General features: G+C 69.3%; 17 protein-coding genes. 5 read left to right on the top strand and 12 right to left on the bottom strand.

Translation table 11 applies throughout. The features are described 5' to 3' along the window. Window position 1 precedes the first annotated feature (1 nt). The 3 genes from AC2EBS_RS09235 to AC2EBS_RS09245 all read right to left on the bottom strand — a co-directional run bounded on the left by AC2EBS_RS09235 (window position 2) and on the right by AC2EBS_RS09245 (window position 2,952). The gene (locus AC2EBS_RS09235) at window positions 2–1,579 is read right to left on the bottom strand and encodes a formate dehydrogenase beta subunit (RefSeq protein WP_484728099.1); all 1,578 of its coding nucleotides are present in this window, start codon (window positions 1,577–1,579) and stop codon (window positions 2–4) included. Then, window positions 1,576–2,061, bottom strand: coding sequence for a formate dehydrogenase subunit gamma (locus AC2EBS_RS09240; protein WP_484728100.1), 486 nt, complete (start codon window positions 2,059–2,061; stop codon window positions 1,576–1,578). The genes AC2EBS_RS09235 and AC2EBS_RS09240 overlap by 4 nt, the downstream gene beginning before the upstream one ends. Window positions 2,062–2,154: 93 nt before the next feature. Further along, window positions 2,155–2,952 carry an enoyl-CoA hydratase/isomerase family protein gene (locus tag AC2EBS_RS09245; protein ID WP_484728101.1) on the bottom strand — a complete coding sequence of 266 codons (798 nt, stop codon included), beginning with the start codon at window positions 2,950–2,952 and terminating at the stop codon, window positions 2,155–2,157. A gap of 235 nt (window positions 2,953–3,187) precedes the next feature. Here AC2EBS_RS09245 and AC2EBS_RS09250 point away from each other — a divergent pair, with 235 nt between their 5' ends. Beyond that, the gene (locus tag AC2EBS_RS09250) at window positions 3,188–4,852 is read left to right on the top strand and encodes an isovaleryl-CoA dehydrogenase (protein WP_484728102.1); all 1,665 of its coding nucleotides are present in this window, start codon (window positions 3,188–3,190) and stop codon (window positions 4,850–4,852) included. Between the two features lie 41 nt (window positions 4,853–4,893). Here the strand turns inward: AC2EBS_RS09250 and AC2EBS_RS09255 are convergent, their stop codons facing one another. The 9 genes from AC2EBS_RS09255 to AC2EBS_RS09295 all read right to left on the bottom strand — a co-directional run bounded on the left by AC2EBS_RS09255 (window position 4,894) and on the right by AC2EBS_RS09295 (window position 16,802). Then, window positions 4,894–5,643 carry an OmpW/AlkL family protein gene (locus tag AC2EBS_RS09255; protein WP_484728103.1) on the bottom strand — a complete coding sequence of 250 codons (750 nt, stop codon included), beginning with the start codon at window positions 5,641–5,643 and terminating at the stop codon, window positions 4,894–4,896. A gap of 28 nt (window positions 5,644–5,671) precedes the next feature. Next, window positions 5,672–7,276, bottom strand: a complete 1,605-nt coding sequence (locus AC2EBS_RS09260) for a GMC oxidoreductase (protein ID WP_484728104.1) — start codon at window positions 7,274–7,276, stop codon at window positions 5,672–5,674. A gap of 11 nt (window positions 7,277–7,287) precedes the next feature. Next, the gene (locus AC2EBS_RS09265) at window positions 7,288–9,105 is read right to left on the bottom strand and encodes an AMP-dependent synthetase/ligase (protein ID WP_484728105.1); all 1,818 of its coding nucleotides are present in this window, start codon (window positions 9,103–9,105) and stop codon (window positions 7,288–7,290) included. Window positions 9,106–9,271: 166 nt separating this feature from the next. Beyond that, the gene (locus tag AC2EBS_RS09270) at window positions 9,272–10,150 is read right to left on the bottom strand and encodes a beta-keto acid cleavage family enzyme (protein ID WP_484728106.1); all 879 of its coding nucleotides are present in this window, start codon (window positions 10,148–10,150) and stop codon (window positions 9,272–9,274) included. Beyond that, window positions 10,147–12,126, bottom strand: a complete 1,980-nt coding sequence (locus tag AC2EBS_RS09275) for an acetyl/propionyl/methylcrotonyl-CoA carboxylase subunit alpha (protein ID WP_484728107.1) — start codon at window positions 12,124–12,126, stop codon at window positions 10,147–10,149. Before AC2EBS_RS09275 ends, AC2EBS_RS09270 begins: the two co-directional genes overlap by 4 nt. A 16-nt stretch (window positions 12,127–12,142) precedes the next feature. Beyond that, window positions 12,143–12,970, bottom strand: a complete 828-nt coding sequence (locus AC2EBS_RS09280; RefSeq protein WP_484728108.1) for an enoyl-CoA hydratase/isomerase family protein — start codon at window positions 12,968–12,970, stop codon at window positions 12,143–12,145. A 128-nt stretch (window positions 12,971–13,098) separates the two neighbouring features. Continuing rightward, complete coding sequence (locus tag AC2EBS_RS09285; protein ID WP_484728109.1) at window positions 13,099–14,244, bottom strand: acyl-CoA dehydrogenase family protein; 1,146 nt, start codon at window positions 14,242–14,244, stop codon at window positions 13,099–13,101. 69 nt (window positions 14,245–14,313) lie between these two features. Beyond that, window positions 14,314–15,924 (bottom strand): acyl-CoA carboxylase subunit beta, encoded by a 1,611-nt coding sequence (locus AC2EBS_RS09290; RefSeq protein ID WP_484728110.1) that lies wholly within the window; start codon window positions 15,922–15,924, stop codon window positions 14,314–14,316. Beyond that, entirely contained in the window at window positions 15,921–16,802 is an 882-nt protein-coding gene (locus AC2EBS_RS09295; protein ID WP_484728111.1) for an SDR family oxidoreductase, read from the bottom strand. The genes AC2EBS_RS09290 and AC2EBS_RS09295 overlap by 4 nt, the downstream gene beginning before the upstream one ends. A 212-nt stretch (window positions 16,803–17,014) precedes the next feature. Between AC2EBS_RS09295 and AC2EBS_RS09300 the strand changes: the two genes are divergently transcribed. Genes AC2EBS_RS09300 through AC2EBS_RS09315 form a run of 4 tightly spaced genes read left to right on the top strand, consistent with a single transcriptional unit; the run spans window position 17,015 to window position 20,212 of the window. Beyond that, on the top strand, window positions 17,015–17,311 hold the full coding sequence (locus AC2EBS_RS09300) for an SCP2 sterol-binding domain-containing protein (protein WP_484728112.1): 297 nt from the start codon (window positions 17,015–17,017) through the stop codon (window positions 17,309–17,311). A gap of 4 nt (window positions 17,312–17,315) precedes the next feature. Further along, the gene (locus AC2EBS_RS09305) at window positions 17,316–17,774 is read left to right on the top strand and encodes a MerR family transcriptional regulator (protein WP_484728113.1); all 459 of its coding nucleotides are present in this window, start codon (window positions 17,316–17,318) and stop codon (window positions 17,772–17,774) included. Between the two features lie 5 nt (window positions 17,775–17,779). Next, a complete protein-coding gene (locus tag AC2EBS_RS09310) occupies window positions 17,780–18,970 on the top strand; it encodes an acyl-CoA dehydrogenase family protein (RefSeq protein WP_484728114.1) in 1,191 nt (396 codons plus the stop codon). A gap of 33 nt (window positions 18,971–19,003) precedes the next feature. Next, window positions 19,004–20,212: an acetyl-CoA C-acetyltransferase gene (locus tag AC2EBS_RS09315; protein WP_484728115.1), complete on the top strand. Its 1,209-nt coding sequence runs from the start codon at window positions 19,004–19,006 to the stop codon at window positions 20,210–20,212. Window position 20,213: the final 1 nt, after the last annotated feature.

Below are 20,213 nucleotides of genomic sequence, written 5' to 3' on the forward strand. Positions count from 1 at the left end.
CTCACTCCTGCTGTTGGGCAGCACCCGGGGCCAGCCCGAAGTCCTGCGGGTAATGCTCCAGCGCCGACAGCACCGGATAGGGCGTCATGCCGCCCATCGCGCACAGGCTGCCGTGCAGCATGGTGTCGCACAGATCGCGCAGCAGCGTTGTCTGCTGGGTCTTGCCTGCCACCGATGGTGCGGCCAGCAGCCGGTCGATCACCTCGACGCCGCGCGTGCTGCCGATGCGGCAGGGCGTGCACTTGCCGCAGCTCTCGGCGGCGCAGAAAGCCATCGCATAGCGGGCCAGCTGGGCCATGTCGGCGCTGTCGTCGTGCACCACCACGCCGCCGTGGCCCAGCACCGTGCCCATCGCCGCATAGGCCTCGTAGTCCAGCGGCTCGTCCCAGCGCGATTCGGGCACATAGGCGCCCAGCGGCCCGCCCACCTGGATAGCCTTCACCGGCCGGCCGCTGCGCGTGCCGCCGCCGAAGCCGAACACCAGCTCGCGCAGCGTCAGGCCGAAGGCCAGCTCCACCAGCCCGCCCTGGCGCACATTGCCGGCCAGCTGGAAGGGCAGCGTGCCGCGCGAACGGCCCAGGCCATAGTCGCGATAGAAGGCCGCGCCGCGCGCCAGGATGGCCGGCACGCTGGCCAGGCTGATCACGTTGTTGACCACCGTCGGCTGGCCGAACAGGCCGGAGAGCGCCGGCAGCGGCGGCTTGGCGCGCACGATGCCGCGCCGGCCCTCCAGGCTTTCCAGCAAGGCGGTCTCCTCGCCGCAGACATAGGATCCCGCGCCCAGGCGCAGCTCGATGCGGAAGGCCCGGCCGCTGCCGCAGACGCTATCGCCCAGAAAGCCCGCCGCCTCGGCGCGCGCGAGCGCCTCGACGAGCGTCGCGTGGGCGTGCGGGTACTCGGCACGCAGATAGATGTAGCCCTGCGTCGCCCCCACCGCCAGGCCGGCGATCGCCATGCCCTCGATCAGCGCGTAGGGATCGCCCTCCATCAGCATACGGTCGGAGAAGCTGCCCGAATCGCCCTCGTCGGCATTGCAGACGATGTACTTCTGCGCCGCACTGGCCTGCGCCACCGTGCGCCACTTGATGCCCACCGGAAAGGCCGCGCCGCCACGGCCGCGCAGGCCCGCATCGGCCACCGTCTGCACGATGGCCTCGGGTGGCAACGCCAGCGCCGCGTGCAGCCCGGCCCAGCCCTGCTGTGCCGCATAGTCCTGCAGCGACAGCGGATCGGCGACGCCGACGCGCGCAAAGCACAGGCGCTGCTGGCGCACCAGATAGGGAATCGCTTCGGTAGGCCCCTGGCACAGCGGATGCGCGCCGCCCTGCAGCAGCCCGGCGTCGAGCAGCGCCGGCACATCGCCGGCCTGCACCGGCCCGTAGGCGATGCGGCCGGCCGGCGTGGCCACCTCGAGCAGCGGCTCCAGCCACAACAGGCCGCGCGAGCCATTGCGCACCAGCTCGACGGCCAGGCCACGGCGCGCGCACTCGGCCTGCAGCGCGGCGGCCACCTCGTCGGCGCCCACCGCCAGCGCCGCGGCATCGCGCGGCACATAGAGCTTCACGGGGCTGGCGCTCATCGCTGCAGCTCCAGACCTGCAAGCAGCTCGCGCAGGCGCTCGGGCGTCACGCGGCCATGCTGGCGCTCGTCCAGCTGCAGCGCCGGCGCGGTGGCGCACAGACCCAGGCAATAGACCGGCTCCAGCGTCACTGCGCCGTCAGCGCGGGTCTCGTGCTCGGCACAGCCCAGCAGCTGCTCGGCCAGCGCCTGCAGGCCTTCGCCGCCGCAGGCCCGGCAGGCCTCGGCGCGGCAGATCTGCAGCCGATGCCGACCCGCCGGCTGGCGGCGGAACCAGGGGTAATAGGTGATCACGCCATGCACCTCGGCGCGCGAGAGGTTCAGCGCGGCGGCGATCTCGGGCACGGCCGTGTCGGGCACGCAGCCCAGCTCGGCCTGCACCGCCTGCAGCAGCGGCAGCAGCGCGCCGGGGCGGTGGCGGTGCGTCTCGATCAGGACACTCAGGCGCGAGGGCCTGTCAGCAGGGTTGGGCGGCTGGGGCATGGGCATCTTCCGGCATCGTCCAGCAGTATGCCGCCGACGGCGCCTGGGCGGACAGTCTGGCTGCGCCGGCGCGTGCCGAATGCAGCGCCCGTGTCAGCGTCCGACGAAGCGCGGTGCCCGCTTGGCCAGGAAGGCGCTGACGCCCTCGGCGAAATCGGCGCTGGCGGTGCCGGCGATGAAGGCCTCGCGCTCGGCGTCGAGCTGCGGCCCCAGTTCCGTGTCGAGCGACTGGCGCATCAGGCGCTTGAGCCGGCCCAGCGCCAGCGTCGGCCCGTCGGCCAGTTGCTGCGCCAGGGCCAGCGCCTGTTCGCGCAGCTGCGCGGCCGGCACCAGGCGGTTGACCAGGCCCCATTGCAACGCGGTGGCCGCATCGATGCGTTCGCTGAGCAGCGCGATCTGCAGCGCGCGGCGCAGGCCGACGATGCGCGGCAGCGCCCAGGACGAGCCCACGTCGCAGCTGGCGCCGAGCCTTGCGTAGGCCAGCGTGAACACCGCATCGTCGGCAGCGATGGCCAGATCCGCCGCCAGCGCCAGGCTCCAGCCGGCGCCGGCCACCGCGCCCTGCAGCGCGGCAATCACCGGCGCGTCGTGCGCAGTGAGCAGGCGCACCGACTCGTGCAGGTTCTCGATCAGTTCCTCGGCCACCGCGGTGGTCCCGCCCGACTGCATGCCGGCCACGTCGCCGCCGGCGCAGAAGGCGCGGCCAGCGCCGCACAGCAGCACCGCGCGCGTCGTCGGTGCCGAGGTGACCGCGCGCACCGCGGCGAGCAAGTCGCGCGACATGCCGGCATCGAGCGCGTTCAACGCGTCCGGCCGGTCCAGCTCAATGATCGCCAGTGCGCCTTGCGTCTCGCAACGCACGCCCTTGCTCTTGTTGCCTGCTTCGCTCATGTCCTCGCCCTCGCTCTGCCGGACTGCTGCGCTGCGTGCAGCTCGCTCCTGCCTGCGCAATCTGCAGCCAGCGCACGCAGCGGGCAAGCCCCCGCCGGCCATGACAAACCCTGAGCCGGTGTCGCCTCGGCGACGCCGCCAGACCAGGACGTCGCCAGGCACCGACAGCACCGCCGCAGCGCAGCCTGTTCGCTTCTAGACTCGGGAACAGTGCCATGCCGCATCCGAGGTCGCCATGATCGATAGCCGCTTTCTGTCCTCCACCCACGTCGTCGAGAACGTCTCGCGCGAGCTGCTGGACTACAACATGTATGCGCAGGACACCGCGTTGCGCGAAGCGGTGGTGCGCGAAGGCGCGGCCTGGGCCGAGGACAGCCTGATGGACTTCGGCCGCCTCACCGGCTCGGCCGACTACCTGGACCTGGGCGTGCAGGCCAACAAGTTCCCGCCCGAGCTGGACACGCACGACCGCTTCGGCAACCGCGTGGATCTGGTGAAGTTCCACCCCGCCTATCACCAGCTGATGCGCACCGCGATCGAACAGGGCATCCACGCCTCGCCCTGGACCGAGCCGCGCGCCGGCGCCCATGTGGCGCGCGCGGCGCGCTTCTATCTGCAGTCGCAGGTGGAGGCCGGCCATGGCTGCCCGATCACGATGACCTTCGCCTCGGTGCCAGCGCTGCAGACCACGCCGGCGCTGGCCGAGCAATGGCTGCCGCGCATCACCGCGCGCAGCTACGACCCGCGCAACGTGCCCGATGCACAGAAGCCCGGCCTGACCATAGGCATGGCGATGACCGAGAAGCAGGGCGGCTCGGACGTGCGCGCCAACAGCACGCGCGCCCACCCGCTGGGCGCCGCCACCGGGCCCGGCGCAGCCTACGAGCTGGTCGGCCACAAATTCTTCGTCTCCGCGCCGATGTGCGATGCCTTCCTGGTGCTGGCGCAGGCGCCGGGCGGCCTGTCCTGCTTCCTGCTGCCGCGCTGGAAGCCCGATGGCACGAAGAACCCGCTGCAGGTCATCCGCCTGAAGCGCAAGATGGGCAATGTCTCGAACGCATCGAGCGAGACCGAGCTGCGCGGCGCGCTGGCCTGGATGGTCGGCGAGGAAGGCCGCGGCGTGCGCACCATCATCGAGATGGTGGCGATGACGCGCTTCGACTGCATGATCGGCTCGTCCTCGGGCCAGCGTGCCGCCGTGTCGCATGCGCTGCACCACTGCTCGCTGCGCTCGGCCTTCGGCAAGGTCTTGAACCAACAGCCGCTGATGCAGAACGTGCTGGCCGATCTGGTGCTGGAGAACGAAGGCAGCGTGGCGCTGACGATGCGCATCGCGCGCGCGCTCGACAATCGCAGCGACACGCACGAGGACCTGCTGGTGCGTCTGTGCACCGCGGTCGGCAAGTACTGGATCTGCAAGCGCACGCCGCAGCATGCCTACGAGGCGATGGAATGCATAGGCGGCAGCGGCGTGATGGAGGACAGCCCCTTCCCGCGCCTGTTCCGCGAATCGCCGGTCAACGCGATCTGGGAAGGCAGCGGCAATGTGCAGTGCCTGGACGTGCTGCGCGCGCTGGAGAAGTCGCCCGCCACGCTGGAGGCCTTCTTTGCCGAGCTGGGGCGCGCTCGTGGCGCGCATGCCGCGCTGGACGCCGCAGTGGCGCAGCTGAAGACCGACTTCCGCAAGCCCGAAGACATCGAATACCGCTCGCGCGACATCGTCGACCGCATGGCGCTCGCGCTGCAGGCCGCGCTGCTGCTGCAGCATGCACCGGCCGCCGTGGCCGATGCCTTCTGCGCCTCGCGCCTGGCCGGCAGCAACGGCCATCGCAACTACGGCACGCTGCCGACCGGCGTGGACTGCGCTGCCATCATCGAGCGCGCCACGCCGCGGGTGTGAGCGGCACGCCTGGGCCGCAGGCCCGGGCGTGGGGTGCCAGCTTAGAAGTTGTAGCCCACCGTCAGGGACACGGTGGTGTTGCGCGTCTTCACGTCCAGGCCGCTGAGCGCGGTACCCGCGGGCAGGCCCAGCTGCGTGTAGGGCGGCTTGCTGGTGTCGGTGCTCAGCGTGATGGAGTTCTTGACACGCGTGTGGCCCAAGGCGCCGACCAGTGACCAGCGCGAATCGAAGGCATAGGACAACGCCGCATGCGCGACCACACCCCAGGCCTTGTCGGCCTTCGCCGTGGTGTGGGGTTGCACCGCTGGGTCGATGCTGACGTCACGAATGGTCGAGAACAGCGGGCCGATGCCGATGGTGGGCCGCCAGGTCGACTTGCGGTCGGCGAAGTGATAGTTGAACAGCAGGCCGGGCGAGAACTGCTTCAGGCTGCCGATGGTCTCACCAGGCCTGAGCGTGCCTGCCCCGATGATGTCGTGCTTGGGCGGCAGGCCCAGCACCAGCTGCGCGCCGAAGCGATCATCCATGAAGCGTTGCTCATAGGTCACCAGCACCGTCGTGGCCTTGCCCAGCGTGGCGTTGTAGCCGGGCCGGGCGAGCAGCGAGCCCAGCGGGTTCAGCCCCTTGATGCCGTCCGAGCTGGCGCTGGGATCGATATGCACCAGGCCGATACGGAGTTCCTGCGCCTGCGCGCCCAGGCTGGCTGTGGCCAGCAGCGCGGCGGCCAGGGCCGTGCGCTGCAGCTGTTTTCGCTTCGTGCTGCTGTGGTTCTTCTTGTTGTTCTCGTTCATCGCTTTGTCTCCTTGGGGTTGTGTGCGGTCAGCTCGACCGGCGGTTGGGGAAAAAGCTCATGCAGCGCTCGGCCATCGCGGTGATGGTCAGGCTGGGATTGACGCCGACATTGGCCGGCACGATGGAGGCATCCATCACATAGAGTCCGGGATGTCCGAAAACCTCGCCGCTGTCGCTGACGACGCCGCTGCGCGCATCGCCGCCCATCACGCAGCCGCCCAGCACATGGGCGGTGGTGGCGGCGCCGAGCAGGGTTTCGGGCAAGGCATTGCTGGGCGTGCCGCCGCTCACGCGCGCAAAGGTCTCGGTCAGCAGCTGCGCCTGCGGCAGATAGGACGGCGCCCGCGCCTGGCCGGACGGCACTTCGCTGGCCAGGCGCCAGCCGAACAGGCCGCGTTTGAGGCGCAGCGCGAGCTGGTTGTCCACCGCCTGCATCGTTAGCAGCACGGTCGAGCGTTCGGCCCAGCGGCGACCGCTTCGCATCGCCGCAGTGGCCTCGCGCGGGCGGAGCACGAAGGCGGCCAGCGTCTTCAGCGCGCGCGGCAGCGGGCGCGGTTCGCTGACCAGCGGCCCACCCTGCCAGCGCAGCACGCGCATGGCGCGCGAGAAGCGGTTCTGCGTGATGTGGGTGTGCTCGCCGAGCATGAAGTGCGTGGAGATGGTGGCGCCATCGCGCAGGTCGATGTCGCGCTCGCGCGCGGTGACGCTGCTGATCACCTCGCTGTTGCTGCGCACCTGCTCGCCCAGCCGCGGCGACAGCGCACGCAGCGTGCGCCAGCGGTCGCGGCAGGCCAGCAGCAGCTCCAGCGTGCCCAGCACGCCGGCCGCCACCACGACGCGGCGCGCGCGATAGCTTTCTTGCAGCCGCGGCGACAGCGTGCTGCGCACGCGCAGCTCGTAGCCGCCACCCTCGGCGCCTCCCTCGCCCAGCGGCGTGATGCACTCGACGCGGCGCTCGGCGCGGATCTGCACGCCATGCAGCCGCGCCAGGTGCAGATAGTTCTTGTCCAGCGAGTTCTTCGCGCCCACATGGCAGCCGCTGCAGCAGTCGGCGCAGAAGGTGCAGCTGCGCCGCTCGGGGCCGATGCCGCCGAAGAAGGGATCGCCCTGGTCCTGGCCCGGCTCCTGCCCCGGCGACGGGAAGAGGATGGCCTGGGTCACCGGGCCGAAGCTGTCGGCCGCGCCCATCAGCGCCGCGGTCTCGCGCAGCCAGTGGTCCTGCTGGCTCTGGCGCGGGTTGATCGCGCGACCCAGCATTCGCGCGGCGGTGGCGAAATGCGGCGCCAGCTCGGCGCGCCAGTCGCGCGCCGGCAGCGCGGCCCAGGCGGGGTCGCGGTAGAAGCCCTCGCCGGGCTCCAGCAGCACCGCGGCGAAGACCAGGCTGCCGCCACCCACGCCCACGCCGCGCGCCACGCTGAGGTGGCGCAGCAAGGTCTGCGTGAAATGCCCGTGCAGGCCCAGGCGCGGCGCCCACAGCAGGCGCTTGGGGTCGTCGGCCGCGGCGCGCATGTCCTCGCTCGAGACCTCACGGCCCTGCTCCAGCACCAGCACGCGGTGGCCCTTCTCGGCGGCGCGCAGCGCGGCGACCGCGCCGCCGAAACCGCTGCCGACGACGATCAGATCCCAGTCCATGGCCGGGCCGCTCAGTCTTTGTAGAGCGATTCGACGATCTCGCGATGTGCCTCGATCACCGCCTTGCGGCGCAGCTTCATCGTCGGCGTCAGCAAGCCGTCGGCAATGCTGAAGTTGCCCGGGATGACCGCGAACTTGCGCACCGAGCCGACGCGCGCATGCCGACTGTTGACCTCGTCCACCTGCGCCTGCACGGCGGCGAGCAGCTTGGGATGCTGCTCCAGCCCGTCGAGGGGCAGGCCTTCGCGCTCGGCAAAGGCCTTCAGTTCATCGGGCTTGAGCGTCAGCAGCGCGGACAGGAAATGCCGACCCTCGCCCACCACCACCGCATGCTCGATCAGCGGCTGACCCATCAGATCGCTCTCCAGATTGGCCGGCGAGATGTTCTTGCCGCCCGAGGTGATGATCAGATCCTTCTTGCGGCCGGTGATGAACAGATAGCCATCGGCATCGATGCGCCCCAGGTCGCCGCTGTGCAGCCAGCCGTCCCGCAGCGTCTCGGCGGTGGCAGCCTGGTCGCCTGCATAGCCCTTGAAGACGCCGGGGCTCTGCACCAGCACCTCGCCATCGTCGGCGATGCGCAAGGCCAGGCCGGGGATTGCCCGTCCGACCGAGCCGACCCGCGTGGCGCCGACCAGGTTCAGCGTGGTGGGGCCGCAGACCTCGCTCTGCCCATAGAGCTCGCGAACCGGCAGGTCCAGGCTGAAGAAGAATTTCAGGATCTCCGGCGAGATCGGTGCCGCGCTGGACAGCAGCAGCGTGGCCTGGTCCAGGCCCAGCGCCTGGTGCACCTTGCCCAGCACCAGCCGGCGCGCGAGGCCCATTTGCAGGTCCAGCAGCGCGCCGGGCGCGCGGCCGGCCAGCGTCTGCTCATGCCAGCGGCGTGCCACGCCCATGGCCCAGCGCGCCAGCGCGCCCTTGACGCCGGTGGCGGCACCGAGCTTCTCGGACAGCGCGGCATGCATCTTCTCCCACAGCCGCGGCACGCCGAAGTACACCGTGGGGCGCACTTCCTTCATATGGTCCAGCAGCTGCTCGATGGCGCGGGCGAAGTAGATCGCATTGCCCGCGCGCGCCGGTGCATGGATCGCCCCCACCTTCTCGGCCACATGCGCCATCGGCAGGTAAGAGATCAAACGGCCGTTCTGGTCCATGCCGTAGATGCTGTTGAGCGAATGCGCGGTCCAGGCCAGGTTGCCGTGGCTGAGCATCACCGCCTTCGGATGGCCGGTGGTGCCGCTGGTGTAGATCAGCGAGCCCAGGTCGCTCATCTGGATCGCGGCCATGCGACGGTCCACCTCGACCTGCAGACTCACCGCATCCGGCCCGTCGCCCAGCGCGAGGAATTGCTCCCAGGCCATTGCCTTGGGCAAGCGCTCCTTGCCCATGCTGATGACGGTCTTCAGATGCGGCAGGGCCTCGGTCCGACCCGCGATCTTGTCCAGCTGTCCTGCATCCTCCAGCAGCAGCAGCGGCGCCCTGCAGTGATTGAGGATGTACTCGACCTCCGCCGGCGCACTGGTCCAGTAGATGCCCGCGCTCGTGGCACCCACCATCATCGCGGCGTGATCCATGATCAGCCACTCCGGACGGTTGAAGCCGAGGATGCACACCGTCTGCTGCGGCTCGACGCCCAGGGCCACGAGGGCGCGCGCCGCTGTCTGCACCTGCTTGAGCAGCTGGGCCCAGGTGGTGGGCTGCCACTGCTGCTCGCCGCGCACGAAATAGGCCGGCCGGTCGGGAATGCGGCTCGCCGTGGCCAGCAAGGCATGCGGCGTTGTAACGCTGGACGGGTCACCCGCGGCCAGACGGCTCTTGGTCTCGCTCATCGCTATGTCTCCTCCGGGCGCTTCCTTGTTGTTCACTGGCGCCCTGTGAGTGATGGGGGGGGAACGGCTACTGCTCTTGCCTGCTGCTGTCTCTTCCGATGCGCTTCAGTACTGCCGGCGTGGCGCGGCCCTCGGCCGCGGCGCGGGCGCTCTTGCTTGCTGGGGCTCAGTGCGCCAGACCCAGCATCGCGCGGGCCTCGGTCGGGCTGGCGATCGCGCGGCCGGCATTGGCGGCGCAGCGCGCCAGCGCCTCGATCAGCTGGCCGTTGCCGGTAGCGCGCGAACCGTCGGGCAGGTAGAAGGTGTCTTCCAGCCCGGTGCGCAGCATGCCGCCCAGGTCTGCCGTCTTCTGGTGCACCGGCCAGATCTCCTGGCGGCCGATCAGCGTGGTCTGCCACACCGCGTCCTCGCAGAGGTAGCGCGGCAGCAGCGCCAGCAGCTCGGCGTCGCAGGGCATGCCCGAGGCCACGCCCATCACGAAGTTGTATTCCGGCCGGCCCATGCTCTTCTTGAACATGCCGTTCTTCACGTACATGCCCACCGAGCGCACGATGCCCACGTCGAAGCACTCGAACTCGGGATGCACGCCGCATTCCTCCATCACGTCGAGGAATTGCTGCACCTTGGCCACCGGGTTGTCGAAGACCATCGGTGGCCAGGCCCAGGAGCCGTCTTCCTTGATCTTCAGGTAGTTCAGGCTGCCGGCATTGCAGGCGGCGATCTCGGGCTTGACCCGACGGATGCATTCCACGGGGCCGCTGATGTCCTTGCCGATCACGCCAGTGGTCAGATTGATGATCACGCCGGGGCAGGCCTCGCGGATCGCGCCGATGATGGATTCGGCGACGTTCGGATCCCAGCTGGGCAGGTGGCCCAGGCCCTCGTCCTGCATGCGCAGGTGCACATGCATCACCGAGGCGCCGGCATTGAAGGCGTCGCGCGCCTCGGCCGCCATCTGCGCCGGCGTCACCGGCACCGGATGCTGCTTGGGGTTGGTTAGCACGCCGGTCAGCGCGCAGGTCAGGATGGCCTTGTCAGCACTCATTGTTCGGTCTCCAGTTTTTCAAGTTCGATGAGCAACGCGCCCGCGGCCACAGATTCCTGCGGCGCCGCATGCACGGCCTTGACTCGCCCGGCGCAGGCCGCGCTAAGCCACATTTCCATCTTCATCGCCTCGACGCTGAGCATCGGCTGGCCCTCGGCGACCACATCGCCGGGCTTGACCAGCACCTGCGCGACCAGCCCGGCCACCGGCGCCGTCGCGCGCAGCGGGTCGTTGGCGTCGGCGCTCGCGGGCACCGGCGACGGTTCCTCGAAGACATAGACCGCCGCGTCGCTGACGAGCTGCAAGCGCAGGCCATCGCGGCGCGCGATCAGCCAGCGCTGCACGCCATCCACACTGATGCGCAGGCGGCCGTCGGCATCGGCGCCGAGCAGCTGCACCTGGTGTGTCGCCTGGCTGCCCACCGGTGCCAGCTGCACGGTGTTGCCGGCCAGCAGTTGCGCGCGATAGCGGCGCTCGTCCTCGCCGTGGCGCAGGCGCAGGTCAAAGCCGGACAGCGGCGCGCTCAGCGAGCCGGTCGCGGCCTCGTCCTCGGGCAAGGCCAGCAGCGCGGCGGCCAGCAGCCAGTCCGTATCGGATGGCTGCGGGCGCTGCAGCAGCGGCTCGCCATTGGCAGCCCAGTCGTCGAGCAGGCTGGTGTGCATGCGCGCGGCGCGGAAGTCCGCATGCTGGATCAGGTCGCGCAGAAAGCGGCCGTTGTTGGTCAGGCCCAGCAGCGGCGCGTCTTCCAATGCGGCGGCCAGGCGCCGGATCGCGTCCTCGCGGTCGCGGCCGTGCACGATGAGCTTGGCGACCATCGCGTCGTAGTAGGGCGAGACTTCGCCGCCCTCGACGATGCCGTCGTCGATGCGCACGCCGGCCTGGCGTGCGGCGATTTGCGGACGCCACCATTCGATGCGGCCGGTCTGCGGCGCGAAGCCGGCATACGGGTCTTCGGCATACAGGCGCGCCTCGATCGCATGGCCTTTGAAGGCGATCTGCGATTGCGTCAATGGCAGCGGCTCGCCGGCGGCCACGCGCAGCTGCCACTCCACCAGGTCCAGGCCGGTGATGCATTCGGTCACCGGGTGCTCGACCTGCAGGCGCGTGTTCATCTCCAGGAAGTAGTGCTTCATCGCGTCGTCGACGATGAACTCCACCGTGCCCGCGCCCACATAGCCCACGGCCAGCGCGGCAGCGACGGCATCGCGGCCCATGGCCTCGCGCATCGTCGCGCTGACCACCGGCGACGGCGCTTCCTCGATGACCTTCTGGCGGCGGCGCTGCGCGGTGCAGTCGCGTTCGCCCAGATGCACCGCATGGCCATGGCCGTCGGCGAAGACCTGGATCTCGATATGGCGGCCGCGCTCGATCAGGCGCTCCAGCATCAGCGTGCCGTCGCCGAAGGCGCTCTGCGCCTCGCGAAGCGCGCCGGTGATCGCGGCTTCCAGCTCCTCGGCCTTGTGCACCAGGCGCATGCCGCGGCCACCGCCGCCGGCCACCGCCTTGACCAGCAGCGGATAGCCCAGCGCCTTGGCCTCGCGCAAAAGCGTGGCCTCGTCCTGCTCGTCGCCCAGATAGCCGGGCGCACAGGGCACATCGGCTTCGATCATGCGGCGCTTGGCGCCGGCCTTGTTGCCCATTGCGATGATGGCCTTGGCCGGCGGGCCGATGAACACCAGGCCCGCATCGACGACCGCCTGCGCGAAATCGGCGCGCTCGGACAGGAAGCCGTAGCCGGGGTGGATGGCATCGGCGCCGCAGCGCTTGGCCGCCGCAATCAGCGCGTCGCCGCGCAGATAGGACTCGGCGGCGGTGTTACCGCCCAGGGCGATGGCCTCGTCGGCCAGGCTCACATGGGGCGCGTTCGCGTCGGCATCCGAATACACCGCCACCGTGCGATAGCCCAGCGCCCGCGCGGTACGGATCACGCGGCAGGCGATCTCTCCCCGGTTCGCAATCAATATCTTCTTGAACATCTATCCCGTCCTCAACTCACTGCGCCACGGCCCAACGCGGCGCACGCTTCTCGACGAAGGCGGCGATGCCTTCCATGCCCTCTTCACCCAGCGCGGCCTTCGCGAAGACCTGGGCCGCATCGGCCACCAGGCCTTGCGCCGGCTCGTGCAGCGCGCGCGCCATCAGCGCCTTGGTCGCGCCGACCGCCTTGGGTGCGCACTGGCGCACCTGGGCCAGCGCGGCCTCCAGCGCCGCATCCAGCGCCGCGTCCTCGTGCAGCTCGTGCACCAGGCCCAGGCGCAGCGCCTGCTCGCCATTGAGCCGGCCGCCGCTGACGGCCAGGCGGCGCGCCTGCGAATAGCCCAGGCGCTGCACCAGGAAGGGCGCGATCTGCGCCGGCACCACGCCCAGCGAGGTCTCCGGCAGGCGGAAGCTCACCGAGCGGCCAGCCAGCGCGATGTCGGCCACGCAGGCCAGGCCGAAGCCGCCGCCCATCACCGTGCCTTCCAGCACCGCGATGGTGGCCAGCGGCGTGTGGTCGAAGGCCACGCAGAGCTCGCCGAAGGCGGCGTTGAGCTTCTCCAGCACGGCCGGGCCTTCGTCGGCCAGGCGCATGCGCGCCATCGCCATGTCCTTGAGGTCGCCGCCCGAGCAGAAATGCCCGCCATTGCCCCGCAGCACCACGGCGCGCATGCCCGGCTGGGCCTCGGCCCAGGCCAGCGCCTCGCGCAGCTCGCCGACCATCGCCAGCGACAGCGCATTGCGCGACTCCGGCCGGTTCAGCCGGATCTCCAGCACGCCGGCGCTAGGCAGCGACAGCGCCAGCGCCTGCGGGCGCGGCAGTTCGTTCGTTGAATTGGTCATTGTTTCGCTACTCCTCGCCTGGCCTCGGCATGCCGCAAGCCCAGCCGCGCGGAGCCCGAGGATCCGGCTTTGCCGGGCCTGCGGGCTCGCCCCCTTGAGGGGGCGCGCGCAGCGCGTAGGGGGGTGGGTCATTTCGGGAGGGTGCCCTCCAGCTTGCAGATGATCGACAGCATCACCTCGTCGGCGCCGCCGCCGATCGAGACCAGGCGGCCGTCGCGGTAGGCCTGGCTGACCGGGTTGTCCCAGGTGAAGCCCATGCCGCCCCAGTACTGCAGGCAGGCGTCGGCCACTTCGCGGATCAGGCGACCGCTCTTGAGCTTGGCCATCGACGCCAGCTTGGCGGCGTCCTGGCCGCCTACATACATGTCCACTGCGCGGTAGGTCAGCGAGCGCAGCGCCTCGACCTCGGTGCGCAGCTCGGCCAGGCGGTAGTGCACCACCTGGTTGTCCAGCAGCGGCTTGCCGAAGGCCTGGCGCTGACGGGTGTAGTCGATGGTCTGGTCGATCAGGTTGTCCAGGTTCTTCAGGCAGGAAGCCGCGCCCCACAGGCGCTCTTCCTGGAACTGCATCATCTGGAACATGAAGCCCATGCCTTCCTGACCGATCAGGTTGCGCTGCGGCACGCGCACGTTGTCGAAGAAGAGCTGGGCGGTGTCGGACGAGTCCATGCCGATCTTGTGGATCTTCTGCCGCGTCACGCCGGGCGTGTTCAGCGGCACGATGATCAGGCTCTTGTTCTTGTGCACCGGGCCTTCGCTGGTGTTGGCCAGCAGGCAGCACCAGTCGGCCTGCATGCCGTTGGTGATCCACATCTTGGTGCCGTTGATGACGTAGTCGCCGCCATCCTTCCTGGCGGTGGTCTTCAGCGCCGCGACGTCGGAGCCGCCGCCAGGCTCGGACACGCCGATGCAGCCGACGTAGTCGCCGGCGATCGACGGCGCCAGGAACTCGCGCTTCAGCTCATCGCTGCCGAAGCGCGCCAGCGCTGGCGTGCACATATCGGTCTGCACGCCGATGGCCATAGGCACGCCGGCGACGCGGCAGGTGCCCAGCGCCTCGGCCATCACCATCGAGTAGCTGAAGTCCAGTCCGCTGCCGCCGAACTCTTCGGGGTACTTCAGGCCCAGGAGGCCCAGGTCGCCGAGCTTCTTGAACACCTCGTGCGCCGGGAACATCTCGTTCTTCTCCCACTCGGCGACGTAGGGGTTGAGCTCCTTGTCGACGAAGCGCGCGACGGTGTCGTACAGGGCCTGGTGTTCAGTGGTCCATTTCATTGCAGTTCTCCTTGGCTGGGCGCGTCCGCTCGAGGGCGCCGGGTGTCTTCGTTGTTCAGGGCTTCAGCGTCACAGGCGCGCCACGCCGAAGGCATTGGGACGCAGCTCGCGCACCTGGCCTTCAGCCGCCAGCGCCAGGCACAGCGCCAGCACGCGGCGGGTGTCGCGCGGGTCGATGACGCCGTCGTCCCACAGGCGCGCGGTGCCGAACAGCACGCTGGATTCGCGATCGATGCGCTGGCGCAGCTGGTCGCTCATGCCGCTCAAGGCCTCGTCGTTGACGGGCATGCCCATGCGTTCGAGCTTGGCGCGATTGACGATGTCCATCACCTTGGCCGCCTGCGCGCCGCCCATCACCGCGGTACGCGCGCTGGGCCAGCTGAAGATGAAGCGCGGATCGAAGCCGCGGCCGCACATGCCGTAGTTGCCGGCGCCGAAAGATCCGCCCAGCACGATGGTGAACTTGGGCACGCGCACATTGGCCACCGCCTGGATCATCTTGGAGCCATGCTTGATGGCGCCGCCGCGCTCGGCATCGCGGCCGACCATGTAACCGGTGGTGTTCTGCAGAAACACCAGCGGCACGCCGGCCTGGTCGCACAGCTGCATGAACTGCGCCGCCTTGGTCGAGCCCTGGGGCTGGATCGGGCCGTTGTTGCCGATCAGGCCCACCGCGTGACCATCGATGCGCGCGTGGCCGCAGACGGTCTCCGGCGCATAGGCGGCCTTGAACTCGAGGAACTCCGAGCCGTCGACCAGGCGCGCGATCACCTCGCGCACGTCGTAGGGCTCGCGCTCGTCCACCGGCACCACGCCCAGCAGCTCCTCGGCAGGGAACAGCGGCTCAGCGGACGCGGCGCGCTCGGGCACGGCGTCCCAGGGCAGCAGCGCCATCAGCTCGCGCGTGGTGGCCAGCGCATGGGCATCGTCCTCGCACAGGTACTCGCCCAGGCCGGTGACGCGTGCATGCGTGTCCGAGCCGCCCAGCTCGTCGTCGGTGACGTCTTCACCGATCGCAGCCTTCACCAGCGGCGGGCCGGCCAGGTAGATGCTGGAGCGGTCCTTGACCAGCAGCACATAGTCCGACAGGCCCGGCAGGTAGGCGCCGCCGGCAGTGGATGAGCCATGCACCACGGCGATCTGCGGGATGCCCATCGCCGAGAGCCGCGCCTGGTTGGCGAAGCTGCGTCCGCCCTCGATGAACATCTCGCTCTGGTACATCAGGTTGGCGCCGCCGCTCTCCACCAGGTAGATCAGCGGCAGACGGTTCTCCATCGCGATCTGGTGCGCGCGCAAGGCCTTCTTCAGGCCCATGGGCGCGATGGTGCCGCCCTTGATCGCGCTGTCGTTGGCCGAGATCAGCACGCGCTTGCCGCCCACCTGGCCGATGCCGATGATGGAGCCGCCGCCGAGTACCGACTTCTTGCCGTCGTCGTCGTGCATACCCAGACCGGCCAGCGTGGACAGCTCCAGGAAGCTGGAGCCACGGTCGATCAGGCGGGCGACGCGCTCGCGCGGCAGCAGCTGGCCGCGCTTCTCGAACTTGTCGCGCTTGGATTCGGACTCGGCCACCACCTTGGCCTCCAACGCGCGGACCTCGTCGAGCTTGGCCTGCATCGCCGCCACATTGGCTGCAAAAGCGGCGGAGCGCGGGTTCAGGCGGGAATTCAGGCGACTCACTTCAAGACCTCCGGCGTCATGGCGCGATGGAAGCCCTCGAAGGCGGCATTGCCGCCCTCCGTGGGCATGGGGAAGAGCGGATTGCCCAGCGAGGCGGCGCCATCGATCTGCAGCGTCACGCCGCTGATGAAGGCCGCCGCCGGCGAGAGCAGGAAGACGATGGCCGCGCTGATCTCGGCCTCGCTGGCCATGCGGCGCAGCGGCACGTGGTTCTTCAGCTGCTTGATCAGCGGCTGGATCGCGGGGCCGTAGCTGTCCATGCCGCTGGAGGCCACCCAGCCCGGCGCCACCGCGTTGACGCGCACGCCGGCGTGCGCCCACTCGAAGGCGGCGCTCATCGTCAGATTGCTCATGCCGGCGCGCGCCGCGCCGCTGTGCGCCATGCCGGGCATGCCGTTGCGGAAGTCGGCGGTCATGTTGACGATCGCGCCGCCGTTCTTCTGCAGGCACTGCGTGAACAGCTCGCGCATCATCAGGAAGCCGCCGGTCAGGTTGTTGGCCACCACCGCCTCGAAGCCGCGCTTGGAGATCATCATCATCGGCGCAGGGAACTGGCCGCCGGCGTTGTTGACCAGGCCGTGCACCGGGCCGATCTCGGCCAGCACCGCGGCGACATTGCTCTTCACCGCCTCCTCGTCGCGGATGTCAAAGGCGCGCCACTGGCAGCGTCCGCCGTCCTCGACGATCTCGGCGGCCACGCGCTCGAGCTTGTCGGCGCTGCGGCCCGAGATCAGCACCTCCGCCCCCAGCGAGGCCAGCTCGTGCGCCACGCAGCGGCCTATACCCGAGCCGCCCCCCGTCACCCAGATGCGCTGGCCCGCGAACAGCTCGGGCCTGAACACGCTGCGGTAATGCGCCGACGTCTTTGTCGCGTCCATCTGCTTGTCTCCATCCATCCGATCAGTCGATCGATTCGTCAATCGATCAGTCAGTCAAGCGCGCAATGCTGCAGTGCATTACGCGAATGACCGATAGCTTCCGTTAACGTCACCTATCTTTCATATAGGTGAATACCATAATCCGCGGGTTTGCCTTTGCCCGTAGCATGCGAGGCATTTCCGCTTCCCACAACCCAGAAAGGACAATTTCCATGGACATGCAAGCCATCACCGAAGCCCTGCGCGCCAAGGTCGGCGACGAAAGCGGCCTGGGCGCCGTGCTGAAGTTCGATTGCGGCGACGATGGCGTGGTCGTGATCGACGCCAAGGCTTCGCCCAACACCGTCAGCAATGAGAACCGCGACGCCGACTGCACCGTGGCCATCACCCGCGAGAACCTGGCTGCGCTGCTCACCGGCGAGCTCAACCCGATGAACGGCTTCATGATGGGCAAGTTCAAGGTCTCGGGCGACATGAGCGTCGCGATGAAGCTCTCGCGCGTGGTCTGAACCCATGAGCGCAGGACTGGACCGCAAGCGCAAGGCGGCCGCGCTGGAGATGCTGGCCTCCAGCACCAGCGAGCCGCAGGAGCAGCTCTACGGCATCACCCAGCTCTGCGATGAGTTCGGTCTGTCGCCGCGCGCGATCCGCTTCTACGAGGACAAGGGCCTGATCGAGCCGCGCCGTGTCAACGGCGCGCGCGTCTACACGCAGCGAGACCGCGCCCGCCTCAAGCTGATCCTGCGCGCCAAGGCGATCGGATCCAGCCTGGACGAAATCAAGCAGTACCTGGACCTCTACGGCAACCACGGCGAGGGCCGCAGCAAGCAGCTGCAGTACACGCTGGAGCGCACCGACGCCGCGATTGCCGAACTGGAGCAGAAAAAGGCGCACATCGAAGCCACGCTGGCCGAGTTGCGCGTCATCAACGAGAACGTGCGTCAGCAGATCGCTGCGGCGCAGGAGAAGTGACCCCCATGTCTTTGCCGCTGTTCCCCTCCGCCTGGATCACCGACGAGCACCGCATGCTGCAGGATTCGGTGGCCCGCTTCTTCAAGGAGCGCTGGGTGCCGCGCTGCGCCGAATGGCGCGAAGCCGGCATGATGGGTCGCGAGACCTGGCGCGAGGCCGGCGAGAACGGCCTTCTCTGCGCCAGCATGCCCGAAGCCTATGGCGGCGGCGGCGGCGACTTCGGCCATGACGCCATCATCCTGCTGGAGCAGGCCAAGGCCGCCATCGGCGGCTTCGGCGGCGGCCTGCACTCGGCCATCGTCGCACCCTACATCCTGCACTACGGCAACGAAGAGCAAAAGCAGCGCTGGCTGCCCAAGATGGCCACCGGCGAGCTGGTCGGCGCGATCGCGATGACCGAGCCCGGCACCGGCAGCGACCTGCAGAACGTGCGCACCGTGGCCCGCCGCGACGGCGACCACTACGTGCTCTCCGGCCAGAAGGTCTTCATCACCAACGGCCAGAACGCCAACCTGGTGGTGGTGGTCTGCAAGACCGACAAGGACGAAGGCGCGAAGGGCATCTCGCTGCTGGTCGTCGAGGTCGAGAACGAGGACGGCACGCTGGTGCCGGGCTACCGCCGCGGCCGCAATCTCGACAAGATCGGCATGAAGGCGCAGGACACCTCGGAGCTGTTCTTCGACGAGGTGCGCGTGCCCATCGCCAACCTGCTCGGCGGCCCCAAGGCCCAGCCCGGCGAAGGCGAGGGCCAGGGCTTCTTCCAGCTGATGCAAGAGCTGCCGCAGGAGCGCCTGATCATCGCCGTTACCGGCGTGGGCGCGATGGAGCGCGCGCTGAACGACACCATCGCCTACACCAAGGACCGCAAGGCCTTCGGCAAGTCGGTGTGGAACTTCCAGAACACCCGCTTCAAGCTGGCCGAGGTGCAGAGCCAGCTGCTGGCCGCACGCGCCTTCGTGGACGCCTGCATGGTGGCCCACCTGAAGGGCGAGCTCGACGCCGCGCGCGCCGCGCTGGCCAAGGCCTGGGTCAGCGACCTGCAGTGCAAGGTCGTCGACGAGTGCCTGCAGCTCTTCGGCGGCTACGGCTACATGATGGAGTACCCGATCGCCGAGCTCTACGCGGACGCCCGCGTGCAGCGCATCTACGGCGGCACCAACGAGATCATGAAGGAGCTGGCGTCGCGCTTCATGTAAGCCCGACACCCAGCCAGCGACAAGGAGACACGCATGACATTCGACGCCTACCTCTACGACCACGTGCGCACGCCGCGTGGCAAGGGCAAGAAGGACGGCAAGCTGCACCAGGCCAGCCCGGTGTGGCTGCTGCGCACGCTGCTGCAGGCACTGCAGCAGCGTCAGAAGCTCGACACCTCGCTGGTCGATGACCTGGTCATCGGCTGCGTGACGCCGGTCGGCGAGCAAGGCGCCGACATCGCGCGCACCGCGGTGCTGGACGCCGGCTGGGCCCAGAACGTGGCCGGCGTGACGCAGTCGCGCTTCTGCGCCTCGGGCCTGGAGTCCATCAACCTGGCCGCCGCCAAGGTGGCCAGCGGCTTCGAGAAGCTGGTCGTCGCGGGCGGCGTCGAGTCCATGAGCCGCTGGCCCATGGGCAGCGACGGTGGCGCCTGGGTGATGGACCCGCGAGTCAACAACGCGCTGGCCTTCATCCCGCAAGGCATCAGCGCCGACCTGATCGCGACCATGGAAGGCTTCGGCCGCGCCGACGTGGACGCCTATGCGGTGCGTTCGCACGAGCGCGCCGCCGCAGCGCGCGCGGCCGGTCACTTCAAGAACTCCATCGTGCCGGTGCACGACATCGCCGGCCTGCTGCTGCTGGACCAGGACGAAACCATCCGTCCCGGCACCACGGTCGAGTCGCTGGCCAAGCTGGAGCCCAGCTTCCTGATGATGGGCCAGATGGGCTTCGACGCCACCGCGCTGCGCAAGTACACCACCGTGGAGCGCATCAACCATGTGCACCACGCCGGCAACTCCTCGGGCATCGTCGACGGCGCGGCGCTGATGCTGGTCGGCTCCAAGGCCGGCGGCGACGCGGCCGGGCTGAAGCCGCGCGCGCGCATCCGTGCCGCCGCGGTGATCGGCTCCGAACCCACCATCATGCTGACCGGCCCGACGCCGGCCTGCCAGAAGGCGCTGAAGCAGGCCGGCATGTCGGCCAAGGACATCGACCTCTGGGAAATCAACGAGGCCTTCGCCACCGTGCCGATGAAGACGGCGCGCGATCTGGGGCTGGACATGGAGCGCGTCAACGTCAACGGCGGCGCCATCGCAATGGGCCATCCGCTGGGCGCCACCGGCTGCATCATCCTCGGCACCCTGCTCGACGAGCTGGAGCGCCGCAACCTGTCCACCGGCTGCGCCACCCTCTGCGTGGGTGCCGGCATGGGCATCTCGACCATCATCGAACGGGTCTGAC

Source organism: Roseateles sp. T103 (genome assembly GCF_057219915.1).

Coding starts and splice junctions, on each gene's coding strand:
- AC2EBS_RS09260 (WP_484728104.1), bottom strand. CDS start 7,276: ATGGACTGGGATCTGATCGTCGTCGGCAGCGGTTTCGGCGGCGCGGTC.
- AC2EBS_RS09255 (WP_484728103.1), bottom strand. CDS start 5,643: ATGAACGAGAACAACAAGAAGAACCACAGCAGCACGAAGCGAAAACAG.
- AC2EBS_RS09235 (WP_484728099.1), bottom strand. CDS start 1,579: ATGAGCGCCAGCCCCGTGAAGCTCTATGTGCCGCGCGATGCCGCGGCG.
- AC2EBS_RS09285 (WP_484728109.1), bottom strand. CDS start 14,244: ATGAAATGGACCACTGAACACCAGGCCCTGTACGACACCGTCGCGCGC.
- AC2EBS_RS09250 (WP_484728102.1), top strand. CDS start 3,188: ATGATCGATAGCCGCTTTCTGTCCTCCACCCACGTCGTCGAGAACGTC.
- AC2EBS_RS09240 (WP_484728100.1), bottom strand. CDS start 2,061: ATGCCCCAGCCGCCCAACCCTGCTGACAGGCCCTCGCGCCTGAGTGTC.
- AC2EBS_RS09300 (WP_484728112.1), top strand. CDS start 17,015: ATGGACATGCAAGCCATCACCGAAGCCCTGCGCGCCAAGGTCGGCGAC.
- AC2EBS_RS09265 (WP_484728105.1), bottom strand. CDS start 9,105: ATGAGCGAGACCAAGAGCCGTCTGGCCGCGGGTGACCCGTCCAGCGTT.
- AC2EBS_RS09270 (WP_484728106.1), bottom strand. CDS start 10,150: ATGAGTGCTGACAAGGCCATCCTGACCTGCGCGCTGACCGGCGTGCTA.
- AC2EBS_RS09295 (WP_484728111.1), bottom strand. CDS start 16,802: ATGGACGCGACAAAGACGTCGGCGCATTACCGCAGCGTGTTCAGGCCC.
- AC2EBS_RS09310 (WP_484728114.1), top strand. CDS start 17,780: ATGTCTTTGCCGCTGTTCCCCTCCGCCTGGATCACCGACGAGCACCGC.
- AC2EBS_RS09280 (WP_484728108.1), bottom strand. CDS start 12,970: ATGACCAATTCAACGAACGAACTGCCGCGCCCGCAGGCGCTGGCGCTG.
- AC2EBS_RS09315 (WP_484728115.1), top strand. CDS start 19,004: ATGACATTCGACGCCTACCTCTACGACCACGTGCGCACGCCGCGTGGC.
- AC2EBS_RS09305 (WP_484728113.1), top strand. CDS start 17,316: ATGAGCGCAGGACTGGACCGCAAGCGCAAGGCGGCCGCGCTGGAGATG.
- AC2EBS_RS09245 (WP_484728101.1), bottom strand. CDS start 2,952: ATGAGCGAAGCAGGCAACAAGAGCAAGGGCGTGCGTTGCGAGACGCAA.
- AC2EBS_RS09275 (WP_484728107.1), bottom strand. CDS start 12,126: ATGTTCAAGAAGATATTGATTGCGAACCGGGGAGAGATCGCCTGCCGC.